The organism is Roseibium aestuarii (genome assembly GCF_008477545.1).
Taxonomy (GTDB): Bacteria; Pseudomonadota; Alphaproteobacteria; order Rhizobiales; family Stappiaceae; genus Roseibium; species Roseibium aestuarii.
Window position 1 is genome coordinate 473,261 of record NZ_VORA01000001.1, and the last position, 12,951, is coordinate 486,211.

14 protein-coding genes are annotated in these 12,951 nt (G+C 64.5%); 9 read left to right on the plus strand and 5 right to left on the minus strand.

Annotated features, from left to right (window positions below; all coding sequences use genetic code 11):
• Window positions 1-4: 4 nt before the first annotated feature.
• The gene (locus FR728_RS02065) at window positions 5-607 is read right to left on the minus strand and encodes a TetR/AcrR family transcriptional regulator (RefSeq protein WP_149890995.1); all 603 of its coding nucleotides are present in this window, start codon (window positions 605-607) and stop codon (window positions 5-7) included.
• A 169-nt stretch (window positions 608-776) separates the two neighbouring features.
• Here FR728_RS02065 and FR728_RS02070 point away from each other — a divergent pair, with 169 nt between their 5' ends.
• On the plus strand, window positions 777-1,340 hold the full coding sequence (locus tag FR728_RS02070; protein WP_149890996.1) for a carboxymuconolactone decarboxylase family protein: 564 nt from the start codon (window positions 777-779) through the stop codon (window positions 1,338-1,340).
• 68 nt (window positions 1,341-1,408) lie between these two features.
• On the opposite strand, the gene bfr is transcribed toward FR728_RS02070, so the two are convergent.
• From bfr to mutY, 3 genes are all read right to left on the minus strand, one after another.
• Window positions 1,409-1,894 carry a bacterioferritin gene (gene bfr, locus FR728_RS02075; protein WP_149890997.1) on the minus strand — a complete coding sequence of 162 codons (486 nt, stop codon included), beginning with the start codon at window positions 1,892-1,894 and terminating at the stop codon, window positions 1,409-1,411.
• A gap of 279 nt (window positions 1,895-2,173) precedes the next feature.
• Window positions 2,174-2,722, minus strand: coding sequence for a 2OG-Fe(II) oxygenase (locus FR728_RS02080; protein ID WP_149890998.1), 549 nt, complete (start codon window positions 2,720-2,722; stop codon window positions 2,174-2,176).
• Window positions 2,723-2,898: 176 nt separating this feature from the next.
• Window positions 2,899-3,969, minus strand: coding sequence for an A/G-specific adenine glycosylase (mutY, locus tag FR728_RS02085; RefSeq protein WP_149890999.1), 1,071 nt, complete (start codon window positions 3,967-3,969; stop codon window positions 2,899-2,901).
• 265 nt (window positions 3,970-4,234) lie between these two features.
• On the opposite strand from mutY, the gene FR728_RS02090 reads away from it, so the two are divergent.
• The 8 genes from FR728_RS02090 (at window position 4,235) to FR728_RS02125 (ending at window position 12,189) form a co-directional block, all read left to right on the plus strand.
• Window positions 4,235-4,789 carry a DUF721 domain-containing protein gene (locus tag FR728_RS02090; protein WP_208998619.1) on the plus strand — a complete coding sequence of 185 codons (555 nt, stop codon included), beginning with the start codon at window positions 4,235-4,237 and terminating at the stop codon, window positions 4,787-4,789.
• Window positions 4,790-5,033: 244 nt separating this feature from the next.
• Entirely contained in the window at window positions 5,034-5,669 is a 636-nt protein-coding gene (locus FR728_RS02095) for a DsbA family protein (protein ID WP_149891000.1), read from the plus strand.
• A 141-nt stretch (window positions 5,670-5,810) separates the two neighbouring features.
• Complete coding sequence (locus FR728_RS02100) at window positions 5,811-9,269, plus strand: chromosome segregation SMC family protein (RefSeq protein ID WP_149891001.1); 3,459 nt, start codon at window positions 5,811-5,813, stop codon at window positions 9,267-9,269.
• Window positions 9,270-9,479: 210 nt separating this feature from the next.
• Window positions 9,480-9,878 carry an AtpZ/AtpI family protein gene (locus tag FR728_RS02105; RefSeq protein WP_149891002.1) on the plus strand — a complete coding sequence of 133 codons (399 nt, stop codon included), beginning with the start codon at window positions 9,480-9,482 and terminating at the stop codon, window positions 9,876-9,878.
• A gap of 74 nt (window positions 9,879-9,952) precedes the next feature.
• Window positions 9,953-10,702: a F0F1 ATP synthase subunit A gene (locus FR728_RS02110; protein ID WP_149891003.1), complete on the plus strand. Its 750-nt coding sequence runs from the start codon at window positions 9,953-9,955 to the stop codon at window positions 10,700-10,702.
• Window positions 10,703-10,792: 90 nt separating this feature from the next.
• Window positions 10,793-11,017: a F0F1 ATP synthase subunit C gene (locus FR728_RS02115; protein WP_073008805.1), complete on the plus strand. Its 225-nt coding sequence runs from the start codon at window positions 10,793-10,795 to the stop codon at window positions 11,015-11,017.
• Between the two features lie 109 nt (window positions 11,018-11,126).
• Window positions 11,127-11,690: a F0F1 ATP synthase subunit B gene (locus FR728_RS02120; protein ID WP_149891004.1), complete on the plus strand. Its 564-nt coding sequence runs from the start codon at window positions 11,127-11,129 to the stop codon at window positions 11,688-11,690.
• 13 nt (window positions 11,691-11,703) lie between these two features.
• The gene (locus tag FR728_RS02125) at window positions 11,704-12,189 is read left to right on the plus strand and encodes a F0F1 ATP synthase subunit B (RefSeq protein WP_149891005.1); all 486 of its coding nucleotides are present in this window, start codon (window positions 11,704-11,706) and stop codon (window positions 12,187-12,189) included.
• Between the two features lie 112 nt (window positions 12,190-12,301).
• Here FR728_RS02125 and FR728_RS02130 read toward each other — a convergent pair whose 3' ends face one another.
• Window positions 12,302-12,949: a ribonuclease HII gene (locus FR728_RS02130; RefSeq protein ID WP_244304350.1), complete on the minus strand. Its 648-nt coding sequence runs from the start codon at window positions 12,947-12,949 to the stop codon at window positions 12,302-12,304.
• Window positions 12,950-12,951: the final 2 nt, after the last annotated feature.

Below are 12,951 nucleotides of genomic sequence, written 5' to 3' on the forward strand. Positions count from 1 at the left end.
CGGCTCAGTGGGGCGCCGGGCGCAGGTCGTCGAGATCCTGCGCCAGCTCGTCCGCCCGGCGCGCGAGCTCTTCCGCCGGGGCATCCCGATAGGCCTCGATCTTCAGTGCGCTCAGATCCGACTGAAAGCGCCGGGCAAGCCGACGCGGGTCGAGGTCGGCCCGGATCTCCCCAGCCGCCTTCGCCTGCTCAAAGACATGGGCCATCTCCTGCGCCATGCCTTCCAGATAGCTGTCCACGGTCCGGGTAATCTTCGCATCCTCCGTCGTCGTGGTGAGCAGGGTTTTCACCAGCATGCAGGCCCGATGCTTCGGATTGCGGATCTCCGCGGAGGCGACGGCCTTCAGGAAGGCCTTCAGCCCGGCCATCGGACCGGGTGCCTCCGTCACGACAGACCGGAACTCCTCACGCGAGCGCTCGTAATAGCGCTCCAGCGTCAGCAGGAAGAGCTTCTCCTTGCTGGTGAAGGCCGCATAGATGCTGCCGGGCTTCATGCGCAGGACGGCCTCGAGGTCCTTGAGGGAGGTGGCGTGATAGCCCTTTTCCCAGAAGAGCCCCAGGGCGGCGTCGAGGGCCTCGTCCCGGTCGTATGGTCGCGCGCGTTGCATGAGGTTCTAGATAGTCCCTGAAGGCCGGTTTGTCTCGTCCAACCTGCCGGACGCGATGACATTTGAGTGATCGCTCAAATTCTGTATTGAGTGATCACTCAAAGTGATCCCATATGAGGCCCTGAAGCCGGGGCACCTGCGCGCCCGGCCCAGAAGGACCAGACAGACCATGACCCAATTTACCGCCTATGATCTCGACACCGCCCCTGCCGCCAGCAAGCCGCTGCTTGAAAAGTCGATTGCCGCCTTCGGATCGATCCCGGGCCTTCATGCGGTGATGGCGGAATCTCCGGAACTGCTGGAGGGCTATCAGGTGCTCCATGGCCTGTTCCAGAAGTCGACCCTCGACAAGGACGAGCTGACGGTCGTCTGGCAGACGATCAACGTCGAGAACGAGTGCCACTATTGCGTGCCCGCCCACACCCTCATTGCCAAGGCAATGGGCGTGTCCGACGAGATTTCCAACGCCTTGCGCGACGAGACGCCCCTGCCCAACGCGCGTCTGGAAGCCCTGCGGACCTTTACCCTGGCGCTGGTGCGCGAGCGCGGCTTCGTGAGCGACGCGACCGTCGAAGCCTTCCTGGCCGCAGGCTTCACCCGCCGCAACATCCTCGAGGTGGTTCTGGGCTATTCCCAGAAGATCATGTCCAACTACACGAATCATCTGGCCAAGACGCCGACCGACCAGCGTTTCCAGCAATTCGCCTGGACCAAGGCCGCAGCGGCAGCCTGACCCTGAGGGCACAAAAAAACGCGGCGCCGTGAGGTGCCGCGTTCTTTCATGTCCCTGACGGGAAGATGTTACTCGGCCTGGTCGGCCGGCACGGCGTTCAGCAGGCCGTAGCGCTCCACGCCGATCTTTTCCAGAAGGTCGAGCTGGGTTTCCAGGAAGTCGATGTGACCTTCCTCGTCCTTCAGCAGCTCTTCGAACAGCGCCATGGAGACATAGTCGCCTTCGTCGCGGCAGATGTCGCGGGACTTGGAGTAGGAGGCGCGGGCATCATACTCGCCGGCCAGATCGCACTCGAGGACTTCCTTGATGTCCTGACCGATCCGCAGAGGCGCAACCTTCTGCATGTTCGGGTGGCCTTCGAGGAAGATGATGCGGTCGGTGATCTTGTCCGCGTGCTGCATTTCCTCGATGGACTCTTCGCGCTCCTTCTTGGCGAGACGCGCATAGCCCCAATCTGCGAGCAGGCGGTAATGCAACCAGTACTGGTTGATCGCGCCAAGCTCCAGGAACAGGGCTTCGTTCAGGCGTTCGATGACTTTCTCATTGCCTTTCATGGCCATAGCCTCCGCTAGAAGTCGGTGTTGAAGCTAGTTTAGAACTTTTCTAACTTGGAAGTCCAGTGCCCTTTGCGCGCAGGGCATGAAATTTCTCGGGACTTCGCGTCCGGCAGGGGCAGCCTATCCGAAATCCGGGGCAGGGGCCATCGCATCAGCCGCAGGCCCCCAGGGATTGCCTTGAAGCCCCAGCGACCGATTATCTCGTGGGCCGCCGCCGGACATGCGGCGGAGACGGTCTCACGGTATGCTTCCACGGCGCGCTTTCAGGGCAGGCTTTCAGCGGAAGCTCGGGCCGTGGCACCAGCAGGTTAGGGAATAGCGGCGGCCCTTGCTCACCGGCACCACGCGGTGAAGCATGAAGCTGGCAAAGACCATGGCCGAGCCATTGTCGCGGGAGGCCTGGATCTCGTGCCCGCCGAGAGAGAGCTCCAGAGCGCCGCCTTCGTAGCTGTCCCCTTCCGACAGCTGGGTGACGATGGTCAGCTTGCGCTGGCGTGCCAGAGGTCCGTCGCCGATGTCCGAATGCCAGTCATAATGGCCCTCGTCGGTCTCGTCATAGGCGGCAACCTGCAGCCGCTCGAGGAAGTCGGTGATGTCGAACTGGAAGCTGTCCCGGTTCGCCTGGGCCACCCCGTCGAGAATGCGGCGCATCACCCAGGCGGCATCCCCCTGATCATCCAGCCAGTTGATGCGCGCACGACGGATATTGTCGTGGCGCTGGCCGCCGACGAGACCGCCCTGGGCAAGGCCGGCATTCTCCGCCAGACGGATGATTTCGGTGGTTTCGGACTTCGTGAAGAGGGCCGGGAGCGTGTGGTTGAACATGCGGGAAAAGCGCCTTGAAAGCCAGCGGTTGAACTGGCTGTGCTAAGGCGCTCAATCCGCGCATTTCGCAAGCGAAATCGTCGGGCGATTATTGCCTGTCCGACGAAACCTCGAGACCGATTATATCCCTGCGGGCGCAAATGCCCTTGAAGGTTCCTCCGGTCCCCGGGCAGGCCTCAGGTTAGGCCCGTTTCCACCACCTTGCGCATCACTGTCGGCAGCGCCTCGCCAGCAAGCTCCGAAGGGGGGGACCACCAGTGTCCCTCGGGCAGCTGGTAGTCGGCAGGCGCGGTTGCCCGGTAGACGGTCAGGGTCAGGTGAAAATGGGTGAAGGTGTGGGTCACCTGCGCCAGCCGCTTGTGCCATTCGGCCGGGATGGGCGCCTGGGTCAGCGCCTCGCTCCCGTCCCCGTCGAAGTCCTCGCTCCAGATCGTGCCGGGAACCTCGCTCATGCCCCCGAGCAATCCTTTCGGCGGGCGGCGGCGCAACAGCACGGCCCCGTCCTGCGCGCGCACGAGCACGAAGGCGGCACCTGCCCGGTTCGGCTTGGCCTTTTTCGGCGCCTTGCGGGGCAGGGAAGGGGCGGTGCCGGCGATCCGGCCTGCGCAGTCGTCCATCCAGGGGCAGAGCCCGCAGGCCGGATTGCGCGGCGTGCAGATCGTGGCCCCCAGATCCATCACCGCCTGAGCGAAGTCGCCCGGCCGCTCGACCGGTGTCAGCTCCGCCATCCGCGCCTTGATCTCGGGCTTGGCGTCCGGCAGCGGTGTCATGATCTCGAAATAGCGGGTGAGCACCCGCTCCACATTCCCGTCCACCACGGCGGCCGGCCGGTCAAAGGCAATCGATGCGATGGCAGCGGCCGTATAGGGCCCCACCCCGGGCAGGGTCTTCAGTCCGTCTTCCGTGTCTGGAAAGCGGCCCTCCAGCTCGAAGGCCACCGTCTCGGCGCATTTCTTCAGGTTTCGGGCCCGCGAGTAATAGCCGAGCCCCGCCCAGGCCTTCATCACGTCCTCCTCAGGCGCGGCGGCAAGGTCTTCCACACGCGGCCAGAGGGCCAGGAACCCGGTGTAATAGTCCTTCACTGCCGCGACAGTGGTCTGTTGCAGCATGACCTCCGACAACCAGACATGATAGGGATCCGGCAGGACGCCGAGGCTGCGGTCCTCCGGCGACGTGCGCCAGGGCAGGACGCGTGCATGGCGATCGTACCAGGAAAGTAATGCGGCAGTGGGGGTGGGTGTCTTCATGGCGCCATGCTGCCGGGCGCGAAGAATGTTTCAAGTCACCCAAGCAAAGGGGCTGGGGAAAACCGGTGCAAACTTTCGCCTCACGTCGCGAAAACAGCGAAAAGGTCTTTTTTCTGACTCAATGCCAAGGGAAGGTTCTGATCAGAATGGACGAATCCGTCGACTGCAGCGAAAACGGCCCCACGGGGCCGATTGAAGGAGGCAAGTCATCAGCGCGCTCGGTGTCACATCCGGACAGGCACTGACGTCCCGGCAGGACGAGCCGGTGGCGGCGTCCGTCGACGCCTCGCCCGCCGCTGCCCCCCGGACGCCCCAGCAGCCCCAGAAGCCCCGGACCCTTGCCGATCTCATCGGCAAGGCCATGACACCCCTGTGCCGCAAGCGTGGCTTTGCCTCGGTGGACATTGTTGCCGCCTGGCCCGAGATCGTCGGCCCCCGCTATGGCGAAAGGGTCCAGCCCGACCGGCTGATCTGGTCGCGCCGCAAGGATGCCGATGGCGAGGACATCGCCGAGCCGGCAACTCTTCTTGTCCACACTGATGGCCCGACGGCCATGATGCTCTCCCATGAGACCGGCCAGATCATCGAGCGCATCAACGCCTTCTTCGGCTGGGCGGCCGTGGGCCGCATCAAGATCGCCCAGAAGCCCGTCATGCCCCGGCCGAAATCGCGCCCCAGGCCGCCACGCCCGCTGACCGGCGAAGAACGCGCCCGGCTCGACCGGCAGGTCGAGGGCGTCGAGGATGATCGCCTGCGCGAGGCTCTCCGCAAGCTCGGGGAGAGGGTCATTGCCCGGGGTGATGCGGGCAAGCGCTCCTGACGCCTTTCCGGCACCTGTCGCAGCAGGCAAAGGCGCGTTCAGGCAAGACCTTTGTCTTCACGACTGTGTGAGCTGGTCTCATGCCTGCGGATGAGGCTCCGCCCTTTCCCGAAAAGGCCATATTTCTCCTCTCCTGTTGACGCATGTTCCCGGACAGGGCACATGGAAACAGACACTTGCCCGGATCCGGGCGGGGAGGCCGGACGGCGTCCCGAAAAGGACCTTGAGCAACAGGAATTGGCCCGTGAGCGTTTCTCGTAGAACTTTCCTTCAATCCGCCTCCGGCATCGCCCTTGCCGTCAGCTTCGCAGCCCTGCCGGGCTTCGCCTTCGCTGCCGATGTCGATCTCGAGGAGCTGCTGAAGCCGGGTCCCCTGGGCGACAAGGTGATGGGTGCGGAAGATGCGCCGGTCACCATTGTTGAATATGCGTCCATGACCTGCAGCCACTGCGCGCATTTCCACAAGACCACCTGGCCCGAGCTGAAGACCAAGTATATCGACACCGGCAAGGTGCGCTTCATGCTGCGCGAATTCCCGCTCGACCAGATCGCCGCCGCCGGGTTCATGCTGGCGCGCTGCGCACCGGAAGAAAAGTATTATGACATCGTGGATGTGATGTTCCACGATCAGAGCAGCTGGGCCTTCACTCCGGATCCCTACAACTCCATGCTCAACTTCTCCAAGCAGATCGGCTTCACCAAGGAAACCTTCGAGGCCTGCCTGCAGAACCAGGGACTTCTTGACGCCATCAACGCCGTGAGGGATCGTGGTGCGAACTTCGGCGTGGATGCGACGCCGACCTTCTTCATCAATGGCGAGAAGCATTCCGGGGCCCTGTCGATTGAAGAGATCTCCAAGATCATCGACGAGAAACTCTGAAGACCATCCGGCGGCCGGGAGGGGGCTCCCGGCTGCCTGTCCTGCCGTGTGCAGATCTGATTTCGGGCGTGGTCCCGGTGGCCGTCACGGCGCGGGGCAAGGCTTCGGCGCAACGGCGATCCCCATGGGGCGGGGGCGCGCATGAAATTCTCCAAGCTGCGGGTCGTGGGCTTCAAGTCCTTCGTGGACCCGATGGAATTCGTCATCGGGCGGGGCCTCACCGGCGTCGTCGGACCCAATGGCTGCGGCAAGTCCAATCTTGTCGAGGCCCTGCGCTGGGTCATGGGCGAAAATTCCTACAAGAACATGCGTGCGTCTGGCATGGACGACGTCATCTTCTCCGGTTCGCTGAACCGTCCGGCCCGCAACACGGCCGAAGTGACCCTTTTCCTCGACAATCAGGATCGCACCGCGCCTGCCGCCTTCAATGATGCGGACATGCTCGAGGTCAGCCGCCGCATCGAGCGCGAGAACGGCTCCAACTACAAGATCAATGCCAAGGATGTGCGGGCCCGCGATGTCCAGCTCCTGTTTGCGGATGCATCCACCGGTGCCCGGTCGCCGGCCATGGTGCGTCAGGGCCAGATCGGCGAGCTGATTTCCGCAAAGCCCACCTCCCGCCGTCAGATCCTGGAAGAGGCCGCCGGCATTTCCGGCCTCCACTCGCGCCGCAAGGAAGCGGAGATGCGCCTGCGTGCCGCCGAGCAGAACCTGGAGCGCCTGGAAGACGTCCTCGTCCAGATCGACAGTCAGCTCGAAAGCCTGCGTCGTCAGTCCCGTCAGGCATCGCGCTACCGCAACCTCTCCTCCGAGATCCGCTCCGCCGAGGCAACGATCCTCTATCTGCGCTGGAACGAGGCGCGTGAGGCCCTGCTGGAGGCCGAAGAAACCTTCGCCGCCGCCCGGTCTGCGGTGAACGATGCCGCCGCCGTGCAGGCCGAAAGCGCCCGCACCCAGGCGATCGCCGCTCACAAGCTGCCCGAACTGCGCGAGGACGCAGCCCGAGCGGGTGCGACGCTGCAGCGCCTCGTCATTGCCCGCAATGACCTTGATGCCGAGGAGCGTCGCATCAAGGAAAAGCTTCAGGATCTGGAGCGCCGGCTGGTGCAGCTCGACGAGGACGTGCGCCGGGAAAAGAGCCTTCTGGCCGAAAACGACGAGGTTCTCGAACGCCTTCAGGAGGAACGCGCCGAGCTGCTGGAGGAAAACGAATCCGTTGCCGAGCGCAGCGAGGCGGCGCGCGAGATCGTCGCCGAACTGCAGGACCGTCTGAGCGGCCGCGAGGAGGCGCTCTCCGATCTGACCGCCGAACAGGCGCGGGTCTCGGCCGAGCGCAACCAGCTTCTGCGCACCGTGGCGGACGCCCGACAGCGCAGCGAGCGTCTGACGGCGGAAGCCGGAGCGGCGCGCCAGGCGCTTGCGGCCATCGAGGCGGAATTTGCGGCCGTCGAGGGCGTCGAAGCCTCGCGCGAGGCGGTCGAGCTGGCCGGCGAGGAGCTTGCGGAAGCCGAAGCTGCCGCCGAGGCCGCCGAGGAAGCGACGCTTGCCGCACGCGCCGCCGAGCAGCAGGCTCGCCAGCCCCTGGCCGCCGCCGAGCGGGAACTGTCTGCCCACCAGACCGAGGCGCGCACTCTGGAAAAGGTTCTGAGTGCGACCCTGGGCGGAGACTGGGCACCCGTCGTCGACAGCCTGCAGGTGGCACCCGGTTATGAGACCGCGCTCGGCGCGGCGCTGGGCGAGGATCTTGATGCCTCCCTCGACCCGCTTGCCCCGGTCCACTGGGGCCCGGCACTTTCAGCAGATCAGGATCCGGCCCTGCCGACAGGCGCTCTGTCCCTCGCGACCCAGGTGAAGGCGCCTGCGGCTCTGGCGCGCCGGCTGGCGCAGATCGGCCTTGTCGATGCAGCTGACGGCGCGCGCCTGCAGCCCGAGCTGAAACCCGGCCAGAGGCTGGTCAGCCGGGAAGGGGGGCTGTGGCGCTGGGACGGGCTGGTGATCGCCGCCGACGCGCCGACCCCTGCCGCCCAGCGGCTGGCGCAGCGCAACCGCCTGGCCGAGCTGGCCGAGGTGATCGACCTTGCCGCCGCTGAGGTCGAGGCCGCCGCCGCCGTGCTGGAGGATGCTGGTCATAGGGTGCGTCAGGCGAGCGAGACCGAACAGGCTGCCCGCCAGCAGGTGCGCGAGCGTCAGAGACTTCTGGCTGCCGCCCGCGAGACCCTTGCCGCGGCCGAGCGTCAGGCGACCCAGCTTGCCGCCCGCAAGTCTGCCGCAGAAGAGAAATGCCAGCGCCTGGAAGACGAGGCGGCTGCCGCGCGCGAGATCCTCTCCGAGGCCGAGATGCATCTGGAAGAGGCTCCCGCCGTCGAGGGGTTCGAAACCCGCATCGCGGCGCTTCAGGCTGAAGTGGCGCAAGGCCGTGCCGCTCTGGCCGAAGCCCGAGCCCGCGCCGAGGGCCTTGCCCGCGAGCAGGAGATGCGTGACCGCCGGCTCCAGGCGATTGCCAGGGAATATGACGGCTGGAAGCTGCGCACCGCGCGGGCGGCCGAACAGATCTCGGTGCTGGAAGAGCGCCGTCTCGAGGCGCAGGAGGAGCGCGCGGAGCTGATGGAGGCGCCCGAGGAGATCGAGTTCAAGCGCCGCTCGCTCTTCGGCGCGATCGAGACGGCCGAGACGGCGAAGAAGGCGGCGGACGATGAGATGATCCGCGCCGAGGCCGATCTGCAGGAGATCGATCGTCTGGCGCGCTCCATGCTCGAAGGCCTGTCCACCGCGCGCGAGGGACTGATCCGGGCCGAGGAAAGGCTGGCTGCGGCAAAACAACGCAAGCAGGCCATCGAGATGCGGATCGACGACGATCTGGACATGCCGGTGACGGCTCTGCCGGAGCTTGCCGGCCTGCACGACGATGCCCCTCTCCCGGATCCGGAGGCGGTGGAGCGCAAGCTGGAGCGGCTCAAGGGGGAACGGGAGCGCCTCGGCGGGGTGAACCTGCGTGCGGAAGAGGAACTGCGCGAGATCGACGAGCAGAAGGAAACGCTCACCTCCGAGCGCGACGATCTGATCGAGGCGATTCGCCGCCTGCGCACCGGCATTTCCAACCTCAACAAGGAGGCCCGCGAGCGTTTGCTGTCCTCCTTCCAGGTGGTGAACGATCATTTCCAGCGGCTTTTCACCCATCTTTTTGGCGGAGGCACCGCCGAATTGCAGCTGGTCGATTCGGAAGATCCGCTGGATGCGGGCCTGGAAATCCTTGCCCGCCCGCCGGGCAAGAAGCCCCAGACCATGACGCTGCTCTCCGGCGGCGAGCAGGCGCTCACGGCCATGGCCCTGATTTTCGCCGTGTTTCTGACGAATCCCGCGCCGATCTGCGTGCTGGACGAAGTGGACGCACCGCTCGATGACGCCAATGTGGAGCGCTATTGCGACCTGCTGGAGGAAATGGCCAAGCGGACGGACACACGCTTCGTGGTGATCACCCACAATCCCATCACAATGGCCCGCATGAACCGGCTCTTCGGGGTCACGATGGCCGAGCGTGGTGTGTCCCAGCTCGTCTCCGTCGACCTTGAAACTGCCGAGCAGTTCCGGGAAACGGCCTGACGCCGGGGCATGCTGGCAGGTCTGACAGAGCGACAAATTGGACCATGGTCTGACGAAAACCGTTCATAACGGGATTTGTTCAGTTTTTTCAGCGCGTTAACAGGTCGTTACCTGTTCTTGACACGTTCAAGGGTGCCGACTATGGTGCGCGCGGCTTACAGGGGCTTGGCAAACACCGTCCTTTTCGAGGTCCGGTGCGGGGGAAAATCGATGAACTCTGCACAAAACAACGGATCTGGAGAGGCGGGCGGCAACGCTCCCGAGGCCGGACTGTCCGAACGCCGGGACCGTCTGAACCAGAAGCTCGACGAGCGCCGCACCGCCGAAGAACGGCAGGAGCAGGAGCGATCGAAGGGTGACACCAGGGGCTATGCCCAGGCCATGAAACTCTCTTCGGAGTTCATTGCCGGCATTGTTGTTGGTGGCGGGATCGGATGGTTGGTGGACCAGTGGCTGGAGACGACGCCTTTCGGGCTGATCGTGTTCCTTCTGCTCGGTTTTGCTGCCGGGGTCTTGAATGTTCTGCGTTCCGCGGGCTATGTGGCGGAACCGGAGCGTCGGATCGGGGAAATGTCGAAGGACACCCACCGGAACGACCGTCCGAAGTGAGATCCAAGGCGTCCGCCGGGCAGGGTACTGACCACGGGCGTGTCGTAAATTGAACGAGCGAAGAAGGCTGACAGGTGGCGAACGATCCGATCCATCAGTTCCAGATCCAGAAACTTTTCCCGATTGAAGTGGGTGGTCTGGATTTCTCTTTCACCAACTCTTCGCTGTTCATGGTTGCGACCGTGGCGGCGGCCTCCGCATTCCTGATCTTTGCGACCGGCGGTCGCGGCCTGGTGCCGTCCCGCATGCAGTCCATCGCGGAAATGGCCTATGAGTTCGTCGCGGGCATGCTGCGCAGCTCGGCCGGAACGGAAGGCATGCGGTTCTTCCCGCTGGTCTTCTCCCTGTTCATGTTCGTCCTGGTGGCGAACCTGTTCGGCATGTTCCCCTACTTCTTCACCGTGACCTCCCACATCATCGTCACCTTCGTGCTGGCCATGATCGTGATCCTGACCGTGACCGTTTACGGCTTCATGCGTCACGGTACCCATTTCCTTCACCTCTTCGTGCCGTCGGGCGTGCCTGCTGCGCTGATCCCGATCGTGGCGCCGATCGAGGTGATTTCCTTCCTGTCCCGCCCGGTCAGCCTCTCCGTTCGTCTCTTCGCGAACATGCTGGCTGGCCACATCACCCTCAAGGTGTTCGCGGGCTTCGTCGTCAGTCTGAGCGCCATGGGCGGCTTGGGCGTTGCCGGTGCCATCCTGCCCCTGGGCATGACCGTTGCACTGACCGCGCTTGAGTTCCTGGTCGCCTTCCTGCAGGCCTATGTCTTCACGGTCCTGACCTGCATGTACCTGAACGACGCCCTTCATCCGTCCCACTAAGGGTCGAGACCAAGTCACGCGGCGCCCCGCCAGAACAACAATGGGGGCGCTGCCTGGTGAAATCTGCAAATCCAATTAGGAGCACGTGTCATGGAAGCAGAAGCAGCAAAGTACATCGGCGCCGGTATCGCATGCCTCGGCATGGGTGGTGCAGCAATCGCACTCGGCACCATCTTCGGTAACTACCTGGCAGGCGCCCTGCGCAACCCGACCGCCGCTGATGGCCAGTTCGGTCGTCTGGTGTTCGGCTTCGCCGTGACCGAAGCTCTGGGCATCTTCTCCCTGCTGATCGCCCTTCTTCTCCTGTTCGCGTAATTCTGTTCGCTTAACCCTTTAAGCGAGTTTAGACGCGACTCCGGTGGCGGCGCGCCTCTCCCCGACTGAGGGGAGACAGCGCCGCCTGTCCGGACTGTGGAGACAGGAAATGGCAAGCCAAACCCATTCGAACACCGAAGGCACGACCGAAACGATCGAAGTGCAGCACGGCGAGGCGCATAGCGCCGGTTTCCCGCCGTTCGACAGTTCGACTTTCGCCTCTCAGATCCTCTGGCTGGCCATCACTTTCGGCCTGTTCTACTGGATCATGAAGAACGTGGCCGTGCCGCGCATCGCCGGTATCCTCGAGGACCGCAAGGACCGCATTGCAGGTGACATGGCGGAAGCCAATCGCCTGAAGCAGGACACCGACGCTGCCATCGCAGCTTACGAGCAGGCACTCGCCGAAGCCCGCAACAAGGCTCACGGCATTGCCAGCGAAACCCGCGCCAAGCTCAAGGCCGAAACCGAAGCGCGCCGCTCCAAGGCTGAAGCTGACGTTGCCGCCAAGCTGAGCGCAGCCGAATCCCAGATCGCCGCCCTCAAGTCCGGCGCCATGGACAAGATCGAGGAAATCGCCACCGACACCACCAGCGCGCTCGTCGAGCAGCTGCTGGGCACGGCGCCGACGGCCACCGATGTGTCCAAGGCCGTGAAGACGGCTCTGAACTAAGGGGACGAGTTCCATGCATTTTGATGCGACTTTCTGGGCATTCATCGGCCTCGTCCTGTTCTTCGCCCTGGTCATCTGGATGAAGATCCCGGGCAAGATGGGCTCCGCCCTCGACAAGCGTGCGGATGACATCCGCAAGGAACTGGACGAAGCACGCCGTCTGCGTGAAGAAGCTCAGGCCCTGCTGTCCGAGTATCAGCGCAAGCGTCACGAGGCAGAGGCCGAGGCGGAAGCCATCATCGCCGAAGCCAAGTCCGAAGCTGATCGTCTGACCCTGGAGACCAACCAGGCTCTGGAAGAAATGATCGCCCGCCGCGCCAAGGCTGCGGAAGAGAAGATCTCCCAGGCAGAGACCCAGGCGATTGCCGAAGTCCGCGCCCGCGCCGCCGATGTGGCCGTTGCCGCCGCCGAGCAGATCCTGACCGCCAAGGTCAAGGACAAGGTCGCCGACGACATTCTGGCTCAGAGCATCGAGCAGGTGAAGACCAAGCTGAACTGATCGCTCGACGATCATTCGCTCAACGAATTCGAGAAGCGGCCTTCGGGCCGCTTTTTTTGTGGGCAGCGCCTCGCCGGCGCGGCTTGCGGGCAGTCCTTGGGAAGCGGAATGATCAGTCGGCTTCGCCGGCGGCGAGGCGCACGGGACGGAAGCTCAGCCGATGGTGAGGGCAGGGCCCAAGCCGGGTCAGGGCCTCCGCATGGGCGGGAACGCCATAGCCCTTGTGCTGGGCAAAGCCATAGCCGGCGCAGGTCTCCTCCAGCTGCATCATCATCCGGTCCCGCGTGACCTTGGCGATGATGGAGGCCGCCGCGACGGCAAGGCAGCGGCCGTCGCCCTTGATCAGGTTCTGCCCGGCCATGGCCAGCCCGGGCGGCACGTCCCGCCCGTCGACGATCACCATGCGCGGGGTGAGCGCCAAGCCCTCCACCGCGCGCCGCATGGCCCCGAGGGTCGCCGCACGGATGTTGATCCGGTCGATGGTCGCAGGCGAGGCGGAGGCGATCGAGACGGTGGCGCTGCGAAGGATCTCTTCAAACAGGGCCTCGCGCCGGTCCTCGCTGAGCTTCTTGGAATCATTCAGCCCCGCCGGCACGCGCCGGTAATCGAGGATCACGCCCGCGGTGACCACGGGACCGGCCCAGGGGCCGCGCCCGGCCTCGTCCACTCCGGCCAGCAATCCGTCAAAGGCACGCGCGTGCTTGCGCTCCAGCTTAAGGTTGGGAGCGTCATCGAAGGGCAGATCGAAGAGTGAGGGCATGG